Source organism: Lactobacillus sp. M0390, from assembly GCF_016102085.1.
In the GTDB taxonomy this organism is placed as follows: domain Bacteria; phylum Bacillota; class Bacilli; order Lactobacillales; family Lactobacillaceae; genus Lactobacillus; species Lactobacillus apis.
The window spans coordinates 222,493-241,182 of record NZ_JACFPH010000002.1; the positions used below are offsets into that span (position 1 = coordinate 222,493).

Consider the following 18,690-nt stretch of genomic DNA (forward strand, 5'->3'; position numbering starts at 1 on the left):
CTATCTTGATTAGACAGCTGCTTTTCAACTTTTAATTATACTTATAGGTAGTTTAACAAAAAGAAAGTAAAAATCTTCGTATCTCTTTAGACGATTTAGCATTAACCAGACATGAAACATTATTTTTATTTCTAACGATATCGATAAGCTGTTCTAGAGCTTTTTCATGTTCTCTTTTAAGGCCAGGTGATAGCACAAATATACAAGCCACGAGTACATGTTGATTACGTGAAGCAATTTCTATTTCTTGATCCAAAGCTATTAAAGATAGCCCTATATTTTTATTACTTTCACTTGGAGCAGCATGGGCTAAAAAAATATTTTCGGAAATAAGCATATACGGTCCATATTGATCGATTAGTTTAACAATTTTTTCAAAATAATGATCATCAATCACCTGATCTTTTTCTAGCAGCTTGCATCCCGTTTGTAGAACGTCTTTCCAATTCAAACTACCATCATTGTGAATGAGTTTAATACGTCTTTCTGGTAACAAACTCATTAAAGAGGGTAAGTCGCGCTTATCGACTCGCTTCGCTTCAGGTGATATAAAACGATCTAAACTTAGTCTTAGCCCTTTTTCGTCTTTAACATCTGCATATTCATTTATAATTGACACTAAATTGTTGACAGCACTTGTATTGTGCCCAATTTTATTTGGCATCTCTTTTTGCAAGTACTTTTCAACAAGATTCTGATCACTTTTAGTTAGCACTGCTTTAACGTTGACCACAGGAATCGGATATTTTGAGCTGGGCAAAATTGCGGTACTAATAATTAATCTGGCTTGATAGTTATGCTTAAATATTTCACATAGATCTTTTATTTCAAGCGGTAAAGAAAACTTAATTAATGGATACATTTTGCTAAGCTTCTGGTATAGCATGGCCGAAGTCCCAATTCCACTTGAACACACTACTAAAACTTCAGCAAGTGATGCTCTTTTCAACTTATCAACATTCGAAAAGTCTTGGTAACCTTTTGCATTTACTGATCCAAAATAAAGACAAATTAATGCAATTTCTGAGTCTGGTAATTTTTTATTCAAATATTGCTCGAGGGGAGCACAAGCAATAGCTGTAAATTTGATTAGCTCAGGATACTGCTTTTTAATTTCGTCTACCTCACTAGACGTATATGGAATATCGAATTTGACACGGAAAAAAGTAGCATATAAATGATTACGTAGAACTTTAGTAAACAAATTATAAGAAATTTGTTGTTCAGTTAGCTGCTCATAGCGAAAAATTATTTCTTGAGCAATATTATCTAAGTCCCTATACAAATTTTTATTAACACAATCCACTTCGGTTGCTTGAGAACAGAGAACTATTTTACTAATAAAAACCACCTCAGCAGCTTCTATTTTCTGCTTCGTCAAAAAGTTAAGTAACTCCTCACACGTTGCTAAAACATTATCAGTATTATCAGCAATCCATTGTAAATTTGAACTGTCATTAATTAACTTTTTATTTGCTATCCGCCACTGCGTAAAAACCAATAAATACGTTAACTGTTGAATGGAATTTCCTGAAAAACTTATATGGAGCTTTTTCTGAATATTGACTACTGCTTGCTGAGTTTCGGTCATTGAATAATCTAAATTCTTAATAAATGTATGTGCAACCTTATTTTGATGTAGTAAAAGTTCGTACATTGTTATTCGGACTGAGGCTTCATCGCTTGCAATTTTATGCCCCAACCTAGAACTCACTATTTTCAAATTAGGGAAAAGATCATTAATGGCTTTAAAATCTTTAATAATAGTATTTCGTGAGCACTTAAATCTAGTAGACAATTTATTAATTGAAACGTCCTTGCTTTCACTCATTAAAAGCAAGATGATCGTTGTTCTCCGGTCAGTTGAGCTCATACTTGATTGGTTGACTGACTTTATAATCTCATGATTAGAATTCAATTCTCTTTTTGTTCGATCAGTAATTTTGTACCCATAGTTAGGGATATTGACAATCTCATCTAAATTGTTTTCGCGTAATATTTTATTCGTTGAATTTAGCCAATTAAATGCAGTTCGACGAGAAATATTAAAAGTTTCGAGTATTTCCTTTAAGCTCACAAAACCAGATGCTTTTGTCAAATAATTAAGCAAATTTTGGGCTTTGATTACCTCTGTAGAGTTAAATGCTACCACGCTTAATCACCCTTTTTATTTAGTACATAATTTCAAACTAAAGATCTAATTTATCAATTACTTCATCAATTACGCTATCAATTCCAATATTTGTCAAAAGTGGCAAACCATTAATAACAGGTACCTTGATAGCATCATTATCATATTGAGTTGTTGTGATAACTAAATCGTACTCTGGAGCCAAAGATTCTACTTGGGCAACTGATGATTGACCCAGAGTATACTTATCTTCAGAAATTCCACGTTTAGCTAATTCTTCTTGTAATTTGTTCATAGCTGATGTGCTGGTAACAACACCTGCACCACATGCGACTAAAATTTTTTTCATGATTATTCTCCTTAATTTCTATTCTTTACTGTCTGTTGCAGCGTTATCTTGCTTTTCTGAAGCAACTATTTTTGTTCTATTCCACCAACATAAACCAATAATTAAAATGAGACCAATTGCATAAGCAAAAATCTTATATGGTGCAATTTGTACAATTAACCATGGGAATGGGTTTGAGCCATAGTCGATGCTTGAAATAAGTGATGAGCCTTTTGGAATTGCAAAATGAGCTGCGCGAGCACATTTAGTAATTAAAGGTGCTAAATTAGTACCAATCCATAAACCGATAACAACATTTATCGCACCAATAATGAATGATCTGAAAAAGTCACCATGAGTAACCGAAACGATTAGTGGGAACATGAAGACGAATCCAACCAAACCAATTGTTGGCAAAAATTGATTACCTGGCAAAATAAATGCAAAAAGCAAAGCAACTGGAATCATTAATGTAGCACAAGCTAAAACTACCGGACTACCAATACCTACTGCGGTATCCATTCCAATATAAATTTTTCTTTTTCCAGCGAATTTCTTTTGGATAAAAGTTTGAATGGCATCTGAAACTGGTACTACTCCTTGCAAAAGTAATGCAGCCATCTTTGGCGTAATAATCATTACCGCAGATAAAGTAACACCCATAAGCATTATTTTTCCAAGCTTTGTGGCAATTGTCATCCCTGGTATAAAGCCATAAGCTAAAATACCGATAATAATACCAATTGCAAAACCTAGTAGAGTTGGTTCACCCCAAGAACCAAATTTCTTGTTAAAGTCTTTTGCATCCATGTGAATCTTGTTAATTCCAGGTATCTTATCAATAATCCAGTTAAATACGATTGCAATTGGAACAAATGATCCAGCATAACCGTGTGGGATTGAGATTCCTGGCAGACCCAAGTATTTCTCTGAAAGTGGAGCTGTTCTATCAGCAATTACCATGATAACAATCATGTTTACACTGGCTAAAAACAGACTAAGAACGATGTCTTTAGTTAGAGCATAAACAAGTGAGCCACTAAAAGCAAAGTGCCAGAAGTCCCAGATATCAACATCAATAGTTGAAGTTGTTCTGGTAATAAGCATCAAAATATTAATGGCAATTCCTAATGGAATCATACTTACTCCAACGGCAGTACCATATGCAATAGCAGATGCTGAAGGCCAGCCAACATCAATTACCTGTAAGTTCAAGTGCATAACCTGAATCATATTCTTAATTGCAGGATTCATTACGTCAGTCAAAATCGAAACTGTAGCATTCAGACCGATAAAGCCAATACCTACCATCAATCCACCACGTAATGCTTTAGTAAATGGAACCCTAACACACAATCCAAAAATCAACATGATGATTGGAATTAAAACAGTTGGACCTAAGCCAACAATATACATAATGAAATCAATTACCGGTTTCATAAATTTCCCTCCAAACTTTTTTATTGTATATGCTTAGAAACAGCTTTATAAAGATCTTCATCACTTGATATTTGCATCAACTTGCTTAATAATTCCTGATCTTGAAATAAAGCCATTAGCTTCTGAAGCATCTCTACTTGACTGTGTGGATCCTTTAAAGCAAGCATAACAACAATCTGTACATTCAAAATTTGCTCTGTAACAGCCATATTATGAAAACTTATTGGATGACTTAAGGTCGCAAATGTAATTGCAGGCGCGTTTACATACTGAACGTCAGTATGTGGTATCGCAACCGCAATTTCGCCACTAGGCAATCCAGTAGGATGGACTGCTTCGCGGCTTTTGACTGCTTGCTCAAACGTATCTTTGACTTTGTTTTCTTTTTTTAACTGTTCTGCTAAAAAGTGAATAATTTCATCTGCACTATTAAAATCAACTTGTGCAAAAACCAACTGAGGACTTAATAAATTCATCTAGCCACCCCCTTTACTTTTTGTTTACTTTTTCATTTAAGCATTTATGTTAATACTATATAAGTAACCGCTAACACAAAATACCAGTGCAAGTACTGAACTAGCTAGTCTTGTGGTTTGCTTTGCTATATTCCTTAGACTTAGCATTATTTTGGCCGTAGTAAGCTGCTTGACCATGTTTTCGATAGTAGTGTTTATCAAGTAAAAATTGCGGTAATTCAGAATTCTTCCTTGTTAATTGTAAAGTATGGTAGTCTTCTTCAGCTATTACTTCTAAAACCTTAGCGTTATAAACCGCCTCTTTAGGCGTTTTACCCCAGCAAAATGGACCATGCTGGCTAACAAGTGAACCAGGTGTTGCCTCATAGTCGAGTCCACGATCTTTAAAAGTGCGTACGATAGCTCGTCCTGTGTTACCTTCATAATCTGATTCTATTTCTTCCTTACTTAGAGCCTCAGCTGCTGGGATTGCGGTGTAGAAAGTATCGGCATGAGTCGTATTCATTGCTGGAATATCCATCTGTGCTGCAGCAAAAGAAACAGCCCAAGGAGAATGAGTGTGAACTATTCCGCCACACTTAGGAAATTCGCGATAAAGAATTGTATGTGTTGGCGTATCACTAGACGGATTCATTTCTCCTTCAACAACTTGTCCATTTAAGTCAACTACCACAAGATCATCTGGCTTTAGCTCTTCATAGCTGACACCCGATGGCTTAATAACGAATAACCCACTATCCCGATCTATTCCTGAGACATTTCCCCAAGTAAAAGTAACCAAATTTAATTTGGGTAACTGCATATTTGCTTCATAAACTTCTCTTTTAAGCTTCTCTAACATTGTTTTTCCTCTAATTCATTAATACTAGCTTGTCAACAATTATTGAAGCACGCTGTAAAAAAGCAAAGAAGTCAAATAAAGGAGTTGTTTTTAGTGCATACTGTTAACTACATTTGTGTAACTAAACTTTACTTATTTGTAAACCCAAACATTTGTATTACAATTAAACTAACCTAATTAAAGAAAGAAGATAGCAATCATGTGGATTATTAAAATTAAAACAGCGAATATTAAATAAACAAACCAAAGATTTACGTAGAAAGAGGAACAAATGATTGATAATACCCCTCGTAAAGTTAAAGCTTATCTCGCCGGCGTTAATTTAAATGATTCAAATTTTGATTACTATATGACCGAGCTTGCTAACTTGGCTCAAGCTGCCAATATGGAAGTTATCGGTCAATCAAGACAAAACTTAGAGCATGTGGTTGCAGGAACTTATTTCGGTCTTGGAAAAATCAATGAAATAAAAGATATGGCACACGGCTTAAAAGCTGAAGTGCTTGTTTTAAATGATGAGTTATCCCCAGTGCAGATTCGCAATTTGGAAAAAATGACAAAATTACGTGTTATTGATCGCACCGAACTTATTCTAGAAATTTTTTCAAGTCGTGCTCGTACAAAGCAGGCTAAGCTTCAAGTTCAGTTGGCTCAGTTAGAGTATGAATTGCCGCGATTGCATCCATCAGAAAATAATTTAGACCAGCAACGTGGTGGTGGCTTTGCCAACCGTGGTGCCGGTGAATCAAAATTGGAATTAAATCGAAGAACAATCGGTAAGCAAATTACGATAATTAAAAAAGAGCTTAACGCTATTTCTGGGCAAGAAGAAATCAAGGCAAAATGCCGCAACCAGACTCATATTCCCAAAGTTGCTTTAGTCGGTTATACAAACGCTGGTAAATCAACAACGATGAACGGTTTACTGGAAGAATTTTCTAAAGAAAATGATGAAAAGCAAGTTTTTGTTAAAGACATGTTATTTGCAACACTTGACACTAGCGTACGGCGAATTGAGCTAAGCAATAACTTCAGCTTTATTCTTTCTGACACAGTTGGCTTCATTTCTAAATTGCCACACAATCTAATCGAGTCCTTTAAGGCAACTTTACAGGAAGTTAAGGATGCTGACTTATTGATTAACATTGTTGACTCTTCAGATCCAAACATGATTCAAATGATTCGAACGACGCAGAACGTTTTGAGCGAAATTGGCGTTAAGGATGTGCCAATGATTACCGCATATAACAAGGCTGATAAAACCGATCGAAATTATCCGCAAATTGAGGGCAGCGGCATTTTATATTCCGCAACTGATTCTGAGTCGATTAAGCTGCTCGCCCAACTAATTACTAAGCGTGTTTTTGCAAGCTATCAGAAGGTTAATTTGGTTATTCCACTGGCTGATGGTAAGGCACTGGCTAACCTGCATGAGTACGCCCAAATTATTTTAGAAGAATATAAGACTGATGGAGTTCATGTAACTGCCAGATTGGCCCCTGAAAAGCAGGCTCAGTTTCACCAGTATATTGTTTAGAAGACACAAAAAGGTCACGCAAATGCGTGACCTTTTATTATTTTATTTTTATTGAATGACACGTTTAGCAACACAAGGGTAAAAGTATGAGCTAATTGTATCAAGGACCACACCCTTATCAGGAGTAGAAGCATGAACATACTGGTTATTTCCAATGTAAATTCCAATATGGTATGGCGCATCAACTGAGCCCCAATATAATAAATCACCAGGCTGCAATTGATCCATTGAAACTGTTGTTCCAACTTTTACTTGGTCAGTAGTTACGCGAGGTAATTGTACCCCTCCTACTTTACTATAGATTGATTGCACCAAGCCAGAGCAGTCATAAGCATCCGGACCATTTCCGCCCCAGACATAGCCTTTACCTACCTGACTTTTAGCCAATTTAACAACTGCTTGTTGACGCTGTGCTGTACTGCCAGTAGCTGCTGGTGCAGTTGCTGCAGGTAATGAACTAGGATTATTCTTAGCTTGACTAGGTTTTTGAGGTTTATTTGTCACATTGGTTGGTTGTGGAGTAACCTCTTTATTTGTCTGTTTAGGCTGCTTTTGCTTCTTAGCCTTTTTGTCTTTTTTATTCTTTTTATTAGTAGCCAAATCTTTTAGTTGATTTTTAGCTGGCTGATCGTCAGAATCAACAGCCTCACCATCTAAATCTTTAGTATAGCGGGCTTCAATCCATTCATTGTCGCCAATTTTATACCATAAGTTGCCTTTTTTATCGACAGCAGTTTCAGCAACATTCCATTTGCTATTGTTTTTAGCACGGAAACTAATCAACTGACCTTTTTGATAATTTGTCCATATTTTTACGTCCTTACCCGGTAAGTAATCTATTTGGACGCGTTTAATTGGCGCTTTTAAAGTAGCTGCATTCACTATTTTCTGTGGTGCAACTGTGGCGACTCCTGTCAGTGTCATCGCCGCCGCAAGACCTATTTTTAAAAAATTACGTCTCATTAAATTCAATCTCCTTCTGGTAGCTCGATGTGGTCATAAATTAGTACTTCACTTTTTATTTTAACTGGTTAAATTTATTTATCAAGCGGCACCGACCAAAAGGACAAAATAAAAAAACACTTAGACCTAAAATCTAAGTGTTTAGCTTGTTAAACTAATTAATTAAGTACACGTTTAGCAACTGAAGGGTAAAAGTATGAGCTAATGCTTTCTTTTACAACACCCTGAGCGGGGGTTGCGGCATGAACATATTGGTTATCACCAACATAAATGCCAACATGATATGGTGAAGAAGCTGAACCCCAGAATAACAAATCCCCTGGTTTTAAATTCTTCATTGAAACAGTTTTACCTTTTTTAACTTGAGAATAAGTTGTGCGACTAATGTCAAGGCCAGCCTTACTGTATACATACTGTGCTAGGCCTGAACAATCAAAGCCACTAGGGCCTGTTCCGCCCCAAGCATAAGGCTTACCAACAACTGCATTTGCAGCGTTAACAACTTTATTTGCTTGCTTTGAAGATGAAATCACACTGTTTGCAATATCTGGCTCAGCCTGCTGCTTAGTCTTTTTATTAGCATCAACAGTGTAACGAGCTTGAATCCATTTTCCTTCGCCAATTTGATACCAAGTTTTACCTTTAGCATCAATTGCAGTACTTAAGACATCTACTGTTTCACCGTGTTGAACACGTTCACCAGTAAAACTTGGATTATTGTAATCATCCCAAATGTTAATGCCATAACCTGGAACATAGTTAATTTTTACTTTAGTCGTTGCAGCTTGTACATGATTAGTGGTGGAATTTGAATTAACGGCATTTACTGCTCCTAACCCAGTAATGGTTAGAGCTGCAGCCGTAGTAAATTTTACTAAATTGCTCTTAACTTTCAAATCAAATTGCCCCCATATTTTTATCAATATTTTATTTTAATTAGTTAATTATTATTATTTTAATATCACAGCTTTAATTCTACTTCAGTCATGTTACAGAACCATTACAAAAATGATACCGAAACGTAAAAAACCTCCCAAAGATTAGTTTGCGAGGCTTGAGTTTTTATCAATTGTTAGTTAAGAAAGATTTATTTGAGTAGAAATTGACTATTCAATAACGCGCTTTGCAGCTGAAGGATAGAAGTAAGCACTAATTGATTGCTTTATTACTCCTTGATCAGGTGTTGCAGCGTGAACGTATTGATTATCACCAACATAAATTCCAACGTGATACGGTGAAGAAGCTGAACCCCAGAAAAGCAAGTCGCCCTTCTTTAATTTATTCATTGAAACCTTTTTACCCAAAGCAACTTGTGAATAAGTTGTTCTTGGTAAAACGGCTGCACCAGAACTTTTATAAACATATTGAACTAATCCAGAACAATCAAAGGCATAGGGACCAGTTGCACCATATACATAACCCTTACCAACTTGTTTCTTTGCAAGTTTGGCAACCGAATTACGCTTTTGTGTAACAGTACTTGCTTCAACTTCAGTTGCTGTTGCTGCAGATACCTTACCGACAGTGACAATACCTGTGAAAAATAAAGCTACTAAAGCAACTAATTTAACTAAACTCTGTCTATGTCTGTGTTCCAAAATTAATCTCTTTCCTATATCAAATCTATTTCGTTCTCAACAATCTATATACTACTCATCGAATGTTACACGTTCATGTCAAACGAGCTACAAAACATTTAGAAATTTAGAGGAAAGACGATATTTATGTAATTTTTACTATGAATCTTGGCAGTTTGTAACAATTTCACGCAATTTTTGCTGCGTTTGTGCCCAATCATCATTTATCAAAATGTGTGCATCTGCCTTTAATTCTTCTGGCAAGGCATTTAGTTCACTACCACTGAGACGTTCATTGATTTTTTCTGGAGTATCACCGCGTTCCAATAGACGCTTGCGTAGCTCTTCTTTAGTGCTTGTCGTAATATACAAAAAATAGACTTGCTCTTTTAGCGCATTAATATAGGAAGCAGCACCTTTGATATCAACTATCAGGGAAACTATTTGATGATTTTTCCAAGCAGCGTCAAGTGCTTCTTTACTTGAGCCATACTGATATGATCCATATTTAACATGCTCAAAAAAGTGAAGTTTTTTGAAGCTACTTTCACTTTCAAAATAATAAGACTTATCTGGACTTTCTCCCTTACGCATTGGTCTCGTGGTATGTGTTACAACACGCGGAATAGCAAATTCCTTGGTTAAATAATCCGAAATTGTCGTTTTACCTGCGCCACTCGGACCGGCAATCAAAATTAATTTTCGCAAAATCCAGGCTTCCTTTACTTGAAAACAATTGCTTTTTATAATAATATCTTTCTATTATAAATAAACATGGGTAAGAGAGGAAGTAAAACTCATCATGAAAAAATCAGATGTAAAAATAGATGACATTCTTAGTGCAAAATCCGAAGAAGAACTTACCAAACCGTTTTTAGGCAAAGTAGAAAAAATTTACGAAAATTCTGCCCTGTTGACAATTATCGACTATGACGAAGTTGACGATACTGCAGTCAGCGACCTTAACCAAAAGATTGTGGTTAACTTCAAGAACCTCAAAGCTGCACCTAAACGCAAAATTAAGGAAATTCAAGCTAAGGCTACAAGTGATATTAAGGTAGAAAAAATTGCCAAAGTAGCAGATGAAACAGAAGATGAACAAAAGGCTAATGACAAAAAAGCTGAAAAGTAATTTTAGAAAACATTTTTTAAGTTCAATTAAAAAGGTCTCATATCATAATGAGACCTTTTTGTTTGGATATTTTTCCAGTTAGTTATTTTTGGCATTTTATTTTTAGGGATATATTCAATTAGTTTTACGTTTATTTATTTTTATTTTTTGATTCTCAATTTCAATTACATAGTCACACTGTTGCCAAACCGTTGGATCATGTGTTGCTATCACGACTGTTGCATCTGAATCAAAGTTAGTTAACAAGATTTTTAGTACTAGTTGACTATTTTCAACATCTAGCGAACCAGTTGGCTCATCTGCGAAAATCACCTTAGGCTCTTTTAATATTATCCGCGCCAGTGCCACTCTTTGCTGTTCACCACCACTTAAAGTGTATATTTTTTGCTGTAATTGCATTTTTCCAAGTCCAACTTGGACCAAAGCTGCCCGCATTTTATTATCTTTTTCCGTTTTAGACAGCTTTGAATTAGTTAGTCCAAGTCGCAAATTTTGTTTAACTGTCTCAGTATCAATTAAAGCAAAATTTTGAAAAACGAATCCAAAGTAATCACGATATAGTTTTTTCCTATTTTTTGAGTTAATATTCAAGTCATTAAATTCCACTTTACCTGAGGTAGCTTTTTCTAAGCCACTCAAAATATTTAGAAAAGTGGTTTTCCCAGCCCCACTTTTGCCCACAATAGCATAGTTTTTCCCCGTTTCTAAGGTACAGCTAACATCTTCAAAAATGGTTTTTTCTTTAAATTTTTTTGTAAGATTCCTTATTTTAATCAAATTACAGCTCCTAATTTCCATGATTAAGTGTGATTAATATATTTTGCTGGGCTCTATAGTATGTTAATAAAATAATAACTGCTTCCAGTAAAATGTAGCCGAAACCAAATGGTATCAAGCTCAAGTAACTATGCTTTATTAAAATAAAGCTAATTGTCAATAAGTCAAAGCCCAGATTGAAAACCAAAAATTCTACCAATAATTTAGCACTTGATTTACCAAATGCTCGATAAATTGCCATCTTATGCCTCTGGCTTTGTAGAAAAGTTGAGCTAACAAACATAATAACAAAGCTCAGCTGGAGAATAGATAAAATCATTGTAATTGTTAGCATCAGTAAATGGCGATTAGCATTTCGCTGATAATTATCTGTTAACGCCCTTTGACTGGTAATGCCCCAAAAATACGGCCTTAATCCCAACTTCTTGATCATTTTTTTAAGTAACTTGAGATCAGAAAATACCGTTTTTGATTGACTAACGGAAGCCAAATAAAAATCATCTGATAGTAGCTTATTGTTTGCAACTACGATTATTGGGTCTATCGAGATTGCCATCGTAATATCATCGTATCCAACTGTGTAATTAAATATTTTTTGTCCGCTGTCAATGGGTACAACTTGAATGGACGGTAAATGATTTGATTTTTTTTGATAATAATTAGGGAGAGAGTTCCTGAATTTAAGATAGCTTATCAACTGCTTTTTAGCGTGTTTGGTCTGATCTAAGCGATTGCGCGGAACTAGTAAAAGAACTTTCTTATTGTCAAACTTGAATCGTTGAGACTTAAGTTCACTGTTCTTAATGAAATTATCGTTTGCAATAATTACATTGCCATTGTCAGGATGAATAGAGCGCCTAGGTGGAAGAAATTCCTGTGAATTTTGCGCAACTATTACGTTCGGTGTTTGCACGACCAGCTTATGTACCAGTCTTGCTACTCGTCTATCTACTTGTTTGTCTGACAGTTGCCACACAAGCCCAAGTGAATAACGATTATTCTTGGAATGGATTTCTTGAATTATTTTTGTGTCTCTTACATAAGACTGATGACTATTATGTAGAGATATAGTATTAAGTGCTACTATCCCAAGCAATAGTATCTTTAACGCATAACCAATTAATAAAAATGGGCGTGAATTTCCTATTCCTTTAATCACTTGATATGGTTTTATTAATACTAAAACTGAATATGATAGCGTGTCTAAACATAAAAAAACTAGTAAGAAAATCGTCAAAAATATAAGTAAATACGGTAAGAACATTCGCAAGCCTGCAAATGTAAACACATATAAACTCCTTGCAATCACTATCATAGTAATAGCACCCAGTGCCAACAAAAACCATAGCATTTCATCTTTGAAATCAGACTTGATTATTTGCCAATTACTCAAGCCATGGATCTTCATTATGGCATAAGCTTTAAAGCGGTATACTTTTTCCAGTATCATAATAATAAATATGATACTAATAACACTAATAAAAATAGTTGCTGTACCTTGCGGAAAGCCACTAAGAGTTGAGCTTAATAAAATACTGGGAGTGGGGGCAGTGCTTCTGACCTCTACTTTCAGGTCTTTACGTAGGAATGAAACTATTCGATTTAAAGCCTCACCTTTAGCATTGGTAAAATATAAGCCGTATATATCTTCTAATTGAAATTCATTATTTGTCAGCTTTTTTATTGCTGCATTTTTATAAATTGCATAAGTTTCATTTTTGGAGCCAAGATTATATACTAGTTTGCTTGTACGTCCGTTAGTCTTATTAATCCGTAATTTAATCAAAGAAACATTTTTATCGTCAGCTATTTCCCGAAGCTTATCAAAAAATGCCTTCTTAGTAACTTTTTGATTTATAGGGGCACTATTTTTTACAGGCTTGGCGGCATAAACATTTATACAAGTTTGATTGTTTGGCAGTGTTTCATCATCATAAGTGTGAATACTCTCAGCAAATAAGCCAATTGCAATGACTGTGGTTAGTGAAAAAAGTATAATTTTTAATTTCCGTAACATGTTTTATCTTTCTAATATACAAAAAACACAGTCTATTGATACCCGTACTTTTTGCTTAAAATCACAATTTAGTTAATTGTACTATAGTTATAGAAACATCAGCATTAACTTAATTTAAATTTAGGAGAGTTTAAATACTATGTGTATAATTGCTATTAAAAAGGTCTCATATCGCAATGAGACCTTTTTGTTTGGACATTTTTCCAGTTAGTCATTTTTTGGCATTTTATTTTTAGGGATATATTCAATTAGTTTTACATACTGTCTCTTATGATGAATTGCAATATACTCCTGTGACGGATCATAACCGCCAACATACATTATCTTATAAGGGAGTTTTCTGCCATTACGGTCAACGGCCTGAACATTGTAATATTTTTGTGTATTCTTCGGTACCTTTGCATAATCGGTTTCCATCTTAATGTGAGGGTTAAAGTAATCCGTATACTGATTAGGTATAACCATCAAGGCTGCAATTGCGAGTGCGATAATACCAATAATAGAATAAAATAGTTTTTTCATATATTCTTCCTTTTTAATGTACTTATTTTGAATTACTACTACAATTATCAGCTTCCATTATGACTGAAAAGCACTCCCGAATTCTGACATAGTATGACTTTTTCTGACTTATAATGATAATTATAAACAATTGTACTTACTTCATTATTAGTTTAGTTTAAATTTAGAAAAGCTTAACCATATTTATATGTTAAGCTTCTCATTCATTGAAAGTAATTTGTTATTGCAATTGCAGATAATTAAAAAGATGTACAAGCCAAAATGATTCTACATTCTTTAAAATTATTCAACTTTTTACTATAAAGGCTAATCTAGTGGATAAGATATAAAAATCCTCTTAATTTTAGCTCAGCTAAATTTTTAAACTCTTTTTTTTTCGGTCATTTTTGCCTAAAATTAGGCTTACATATTACTTAACATTTTGGGAGAAAAACAGTGAAAGAAAAAGCAAAAAACATTTTATTCTGGTTTATCCTTGTTCAACCGTTTCTTGACTTGTACTGGTTTTACCATGGCAGCCTTGCTACTATTTTACCTTTTACATTGCCGACCATTATTCGACTCATTACCGTAGCTGTTTTATTTTGTCTATTTTTTAGCCAAAAAGAGTCGTGGCAGAAGTTGAGTACACAAAAATGGTTAATCGCCTATCTAATTTTATTAATTATTTATAGCGTTCTGCATTTAGTGCACGTACGGACATTTACCAGTGTTAATCCCACTAACTACGGTTACTCCACTAGTGGTGAGCTATTCTATTTGATTCGCATGTGTCTGCCACTCGTCATTATTTATTTAACCAAAGAACTTAATTTTGGCACAAAACAGTTACAGCAAGTAATCGAGGGCGTTTCTGGACTTTTTTCAGGCACAATTGTCCTATCAAACTTGTTCGTAATTTCACTGAAATCTTATGAAACAGGCGTAATCAGCGCTAATATTTTCGAGTGGTTTTTCAATCCAAATATCGGCTATTCGCATATGGCTTCGAAAGGTTTCTTTAATTTCACCAACATGATTTCAGCTGTTTTGTTTATGCTGTTACCTTTACTTATTTATTACCTATTTACTGATTTCAACTGGATCACAATCACATTGAACGTTGTTCAGGCTTTAGCAATGATTGAAATCGGAACTAAGGTTGCCGCAATCGGCTTAATTGGTGGAATTCTAGTTGGGCTTCTGCTCTACCTATTCCACCGCTACATCCTTAAGAATACGAAAAAAAATATGCTTGCTGTTTTAGTTAGTCTACTAATTGGAGCAGGATCGATTGCAATCTTACCTTTTGGTCCAGCAATTCAACGCTATAATTACGAAATATATTTGGCAAAGCAATCTGACCATGATTTATCCGACGAAACACGTGAATTGAATGCTGGCCTTAAAAAATATCCTACTGGTCAAAAGCGAGAAGACTTTTTACGAAGTTTTATTAAGGAAAACTACCAAGCCTATGCACTCAATCCTAAATTTGTTTTAAAGAGCTATCCTTACCAGTATGATCCTGAGTTTTGGTTAAAAATTATTAACGAGCCCGGTCAAACGCGTATGGAAAATCGCCATCTTGAAAAGGCTATGCTAAATCAAGTTGTTAAGACTAATGACAATAAGCTAGACAAATTCCTAGGTATCTCCTATGTCCGTGAAAACAACATTTTTAACTTAGAGCGTGACTTTGCGGCTCAGATTTATTCTCTAGGCTGGATTGGCATGTTAATCTTTGTCGGACCTTATCTGGCAATACTACTTTATGCTGCTTATCGCTGGCTCAGGTATCAATCAGCCCGAACATATCTGGTTAGTTCATTAATTGTCTCAAGTAGTTTTATCTTGCTTGCAGCTTTTTATTCAGGCAATGTAATGGACTTCCTAACAGCCAGCTTTATCTTCGCATTCATTGAAGGAAACTTATTACTACAGGTGCGAAAAATGAAAACTAATACGACTATCAATTTAAATCAGGATTGAAAAGACTCGTGATAGATATAATAACTAAACCTAACTTCTGTTAGGTTTTTTTAATTAATTAGAAATATACTGTGTCGCGCTCTATACCATATATCGTCATAAAAGTGTTTAAATATGGTAAAATAGGTGCAAAACACTGGAGGTCCAATAATGAGTGCAACAATTGTTAAACTACTTGAAAGTAAAAATATGAGTGTGACGAAAGTTTCTGAGATTAGTAAAGTTCCACTTAGTACCTTAAGGAATGCAATCGTCAAGCCAATTGAAACCTGGTCAATCCGTGTGCTTAATGCTTTTGCAATTGGCTTAGGAGAAAGACCAGGAGATTTGTTAAACGTATTAGAAGCGCAACCATATATTTTAGATATAAATGATGAGACGCAAACTATTCAGGGAGTTTTTATTGCTGATAAAGAGACTTATCAGCAAATTAGAACTGTTGTCGAAGTTAACCACCTAGAAGGATGGAATCCAACAAAATCAGATATTCAGGAACTGCTAGATGAAGCAATCAATCCCGATCCTCAAGTAGCTAAACGTTTTGAAGAAGTTTGGGAGCAAGAACAGTGAGTGATTGGATTAGTAAAACTCTGTATTCAAATGGTGTATTAAAAAACAAGCTCCATATTCATGATGCAGCAGAATTAGAGAAAAAAGAGAATGAATTATCTGCTCGAAATGCTTTATTCCTATTACAAAAAAAGCCGCAGATAAAAGATATCAATGACCTTAAAAAAATTCACCAATTCTTATTTGGCGAACTATACGATTGGGCTGGTAAATATCGCCCAGGTAATTTTAGTAAAAATGGCTATCAGTTTTTTGACTTCACCAGATTTGATTTCGCCGAAAAAGACATCAATAGTATGTTACGTAAGCATCCCAAAACAACGCCCTTATCTGCTAAAGACTATGCTGAACTATTAGACGCAATTAACTTTATGCATCCCTTTAGAGAAGGCAATGGTCGTAGCTGCAAAATTTTCCTTTCCACATATGCAGCTAATCATGGTCAAATGATTGATTATCCAAGAAAAAACGAAGAAATGATTCAAGCGCAAAGTGAGGCCAATATTGACAAGATTGCAAAATTAATTAAAGTTGAAAATACTCCAAGCCGTAATAGAACACTTCAGTTACTGGCCTCACAGCAAAAGAATGCGCAGAAGCAAATTAACCAATCTAGACTCCCCAAAAACTCTGGACAGCAAGAAATCGATTGCGATGATAATCCTGACCTTTAGTGAGGTTGGAAATTTATTATATGCCCTAATTCTTGGTAAGGCTTTTTATAACTTAATAATATCCTTAAAGCTATTACCTAACGAAAAGAGTCCTGAAAGCTAAACAACTTTCAGGACCCTTTTTATTATTGAAATTAATTTTACTTTTCTTTGATAAATGACGCGTCTGGAATCCTGATTAGATAATATCTAATAGCATTATGTCCAGCGTGCATGCCAATGCCATTTTGCCAAACTTTTTTATAATTGGCAGAGTAAACAGCCACATACGCACGCTGATATTTTCGATCCATTTTTTCTAGTTGCTTTTTGTCATAAGGAATCCTAGTAGCATTAAGATCGATTGGATTTTTACCATATGCTACCGTTGCAAAATCGCTTGAAACTTGCGCTTTTCTACCATTACGGAAATAAGTATACGTTTGGGTGCCAATCTTTTTCTTCTTCGAATTAATCGTTACATAGGAAGAATTACCTTCACCTGTGTTCATCACCAGCGGTTCATAGGTTACTGTTGACGTGATTTTGCTCGTATCCTCAAGGTCTGGATTATCAAGCATTGTGCGATCAAATAACCAAATAAGTGCCACTAAAAAAATCACCACTTCAACTAGATCAATTAAAAAATTAGTCCAGCTAAATTTGCGGTGCTCCTTGATAATCATTGTAATTCGCCGTCTGCGAATGTTCTGAATGACAAAGATAAAATATAAAATGACAAAGACCCACAATAAGACGCCGAGCAAATTCCAACTAAACATAACACCCTCCTGTAATTGCTTTCATTATATTGTAAAAACTTGATTTTGAATAGTGAAAAAAGCCTAAACTATCTCCTGTTCATAAATAATCGGGCTATTTTTTCTTGGCTTTTGTAGTTTTCTTTTTCGTAGCAGCTTTCTTAGCGGCAGGCTTTTTAGCAGGTGCTGGCTCAGGCTTAGCATATTCTCTTACTTGCGTGATTTTTTCTTCGATTGCTTCCACTAGCTTTGCAGTGACTTCATCTTCGGATTGCATAATTTCATCTTCAGTAGCCAATTGATCAATCCGAAAGTTCGATGCATTCAAAAATTCTGACTGTGTTTCAAAGTAAACATAGATTGGGTAGTCTTTGCCTTCTTCAAAAAAGTTACTGACCTTTTTGTAATTGCTATATGGCAAGTTAATAATATTATTTTCTAAAATGAAAGTGACTGGTCTTTGTCCTGTTACTTCAAGGGCAACATGGCTTAAAGAATTGTGCTTAATTGCAGCAGCTGTCTCCTTAACCATTTTCGTCGCTAATTCCTTAAGTTTGGCTTTGGACTTACTAATGTCAGCGTATTTAACGGTTTCTAAATCTTGCAGGTAGTTTTGTTCTTCAATTCTTTCTGCTAAGTCTGTTAAGTTAATCTTCAAAATAAAAATTCCCTTTTAAGTTAATCAATTTGTTATCAGTCTTCTATTACGATACTCAAATTCAGCATTAAAAACAATTTATTTTTCTCTCTTTAAAAAAATTTTTTAAAGAACAATCGCTTGAAGAAAGTGAACTTTTGTTCAGTTTTTTGTTCATTTTTCTTTACAATCACTTGCGCTCAAGCTGTTTGTGAAAATGATTAAATAACACTCTGATGGTCTAAAAACAAAAAAAGCGTTTTTATATTTTTAAAGCTTAAAAAACATCACTTTCCGTACTTTACAAGCGTTTTCACAAAGAATAAAATTTAAGTTGTAACTAAAATTTTTAGCTAA

Annotated in this window: 19 protein-coding genes; 5 read left to right on the forward strand and 14 right to left on the reverse strand. The window is 34.7% G+C overall.

Features of this window, described 5'->3' with window-relative positions; genetic code table 11:
- Positions 1 to 52 precede the first annotated feature (52 nt).
- The 5 genes from H3R25_RS05115 to H3R25_RS05135 all read right to left on the reverse strand — a co-directional run bounded on the left by H3R25_RS05115 (position 53) and on the right by H3R25_RS05135 (position 5,216).
- Complete coding sequence (locus H3R25_RS05115) at positions 53 to 2,152, reverse strand: PTS sugar transporter subunit IIA (protein WP_198194483.1); 2,100 nt, start codon at positions 2,150 to 2,152, stop codon at positions 53 to 55.
- 37 nt (positions 2,153 to 2,189) lie between these two features.
- Positions 2,190 to 2,480 carry a PTS sugar transporter subunit IIB gene (locus tag H3R25_RS05120; protein ID WP_074425849.1) on the reverse strand — a complete coding sequence of 97 codons (291 nt, stop codon included), beginning with the start codon at positions 2,478 to 2,480 and terminating at the stop codon, positions 2,190 to 2,192.
- A gap of 18 nt (positions 2,481 to 2,498) precedes the next feature.
- Complete coding sequence (locus tag H3R25_RS05125; RefSeq protein ID WP_198194484.1) at positions 2,499 to 3,899, reverse strand: PTS galactitol transporter subunit IIC; 1,401 nt, start codon at positions 3,897 to 3,899, stop codon at positions 2,499 to 2,501.
- 20 nt (positions 3,900 to 3,919) lie between these two features.
- Positions 3,920 to 4,375, reverse strand: coding sequence for a PTS sugar transporter subunit IIA (locus tag H3R25_RS05130; protein ID WP_187158348.1), 456 nt, complete (start codon positions 4,373 to 4,375; stop codon positions 3,920 to 3,922).
- A 100-nt stretch (positions 4,376 to 4,475) separates the two neighbouring features.
- On the reverse strand, positions 4,476 to 5,216 hold the full coding sequence (locus H3R25_RS05135) for an L-ribulose-5-phosphate 4-epimerase (RefSeq protein WP_187158347.1): 741 nt from the start codon (positions 5,214 to 5,216) through the stop codon (positions 4,476 to 4,478).
- A 271-nt stretch (positions 5,217 to 5,487) separates the two neighbouring features.
- Between H3R25_RS05135 and hflX the strand changes: the two genes are divergently transcribed.
- On the forward strand, positions 5,488 to 6,753 hold the full coding sequence (hflX, locus tag H3R25_RS05140; RefSeq protein WP_198194485.1) for a GTPase HflX: 1,266 nt from the start codon (positions 5,488 to 5,490) through the stop codon (positions 6,751 to 6,753).
- A 48-nt stretch (positions 6,754 to 6,801) separates the two neighbouring features.
- Here hflX and H3R25_RS05145 read toward each other — a convergent pair whose 3' ends face one another.
- The 4 genes from H3R25_RS05145 to H3R25_RS05160 form a co-directional block, all read right to left on the reverse strand.
- Positions 6,802 to 7,716, reverse strand: a complete 915-nt coding sequence (locus H3R25_RS05145) for a C40 family peptidase (RefSeq protein ID WP_198194486.1) — start codon at positions 7,714 to 7,716, stop codon at positions 6,802 to 6,804.
- Positions 7,717 to 7,874: 158 nt separating this feature from the next.
- Entirely contained in the window at positions 7,875 to 8,612 is a 738-nt protein-coding gene (locus tag H3R25_RS05150; protein WP_122036018.1) for a C40 family peptidase, read from the reverse strand.
- A gap of 210 nt (positions 8,613 to 8,822) precedes the next feature.
- Positions 8,823 to 9,314, reverse strand: coding sequence for a C40 family peptidase (locus H3R25_RS05155; RefSeq protein ID WP_198194487.1), 492 nt, complete (start codon positions 9,312 to 9,314; stop codon positions 8,823 to 8,825).
- Between the two features lie 138 nt (positions 9,315 to 9,452).
- Positions 9,453 to 10,001, reverse strand: a complete 549-nt coding sequence (locus H3R25_RS05160) for a guanylate kinase (RefSeq protein ID WP_187158344.1) — start codon at positions 9,999 to 10,001, stop codon at positions 9,453 to 9,455.
- A 94-nt stretch (positions 10,002 to 10,095) separates the two neighbouring features.
- On the opposite strand from H3R25_RS05160, the gene H3R25_RS05165 reads away from it, so the two are divergent.
- A complete protein-coding gene (locus tag H3R25_RS05165) occupies positions 10,096 to 10,425 on the forward strand; it encodes a DUF2187 domain-containing protein (protein ID WP_198194488.1) in 330 nt (109 codons plus the stop codon).
- 114 nt (positions 10,426 to 10,539) lie between these two features.
- Here H3R25_RS05165 and H3R25_RS05170 read toward each other — a convergent pair whose 3' ends face one another.
- The 3 genes from H3R25_RS05170 to H3R25_RS05180 form a co-directional block, all read right to left on the reverse strand.
- Complete coding sequence (locus H3R25_RS05170) at positions 10,540 to 11,202, reverse strand: putative bacteriocin export ABC transporter (RefSeq protein WP_198194489.1); 663 nt, start codon at positions 11,200 to 11,202, stop codon at positions 10,540 to 10,542.
- 10 nt (positions 11,203 to 11,212) lie between these two features.
- Positions 11,213 to 13,219 (reverse strand): hypothetical protein, encoded by a 2,007-nt coding sequence (locus H3R25_RS05175; RefSeq protein WP_198194490.1) that lies wholly within the window; start codon positions 13,217 to 13,219, stop codon positions 11,213 to 11,215.
- Positions 13,220 to 13,426: 207 nt separating this feature from the next.
- On the reverse strand, positions 13,427 to 13,741 hold the full coding sequence (locus H3R25_RS05180) for a YxeA family protein (protein ID WP_198194491.1): 315 nt from the start codon (positions 13,739 to 13,741) through the stop codon (positions 13,427 to 13,429).
- Positions 13,742 to 14,176: 435 nt separating this feature from the next.
- Between H3R25_RS05180 and H3R25_RS05185 the strand changes: the two genes are divergently transcribed.
- The 3 genes from H3R25_RS05185 (at position 14,177) to H3R25_RS05195 (ending at position 16,956) form a co-directional block, all read left to right on the forward strand.
- The gene (locus H3R25_RS05185; RefSeq protein ID WP_198187830.1) at positions 14,177 to 15,712 is read left to right on the forward strand and encodes an O-antigen ligase family protein; all 1,536 of its coding nucleotides are present in this window, start codon (positions 14,177 to 14,179) and stop codon (positions 15,710 to 15,712) included.
- 150 nt (positions 15,713 to 15,862) lie between these two features.
- The gene (locus H3R25_RS05190; RefSeq protein WP_198194492.1) at positions 15,863 to 16,282 is read left to right on the forward strand and encodes a helix-turn-helix domain-containing protein; all 420 of its coding nucleotides are present in this window, start codon (positions 15,863 to 15,865) and stop codon (positions 16,280 to 16,282) included.
- Positions 16,279 to 16,956: a Fic family protein gene (locus H3R25_RS05195; RefSeq protein ID WP_198194493.1), complete on the forward strand. Its 678-nt coding sequence runs from the start codon at positions 16,279 to 16,281 to the stop codon at positions 16,954 to 16,956. Before H3R25_RS05190 ends, H3R25_RS05195 begins: the two co-directional genes overlap by 4 nt.
- A 140-nt stretch (positions 16,957 to 17,096) precedes the next feature.
- Here H3R25_RS05195 and H3R25_RS05200 read toward each other — a convergent pair whose 3' ends face one another.
- On the reverse strand, positions 17,097 to 17,717 hold the full coding sequence (locus tag H3R25_RS05200) for an LVIS_2131 family protein (protein WP_074425865.1): 621 nt from the start codon (positions 17,715 to 17,717) through the stop codon (positions 17,097 to 17,099).
- Between the two features lie 94 nt (positions 17,718 to 17,811).
- Complete coding sequence (locus H3R25_RS05205) at positions 17,812 to 18,354, reverse strand: hypothetical protein (RefSeq protein ID WP_198194494.1); 543 nt, start codon at positions 18,352 to 18,354, stop codon at positions 17,812 to 17,814.
- Between the last annotated feature and the right edge of the window lie 336 nt (positions 18,355 to 18,690).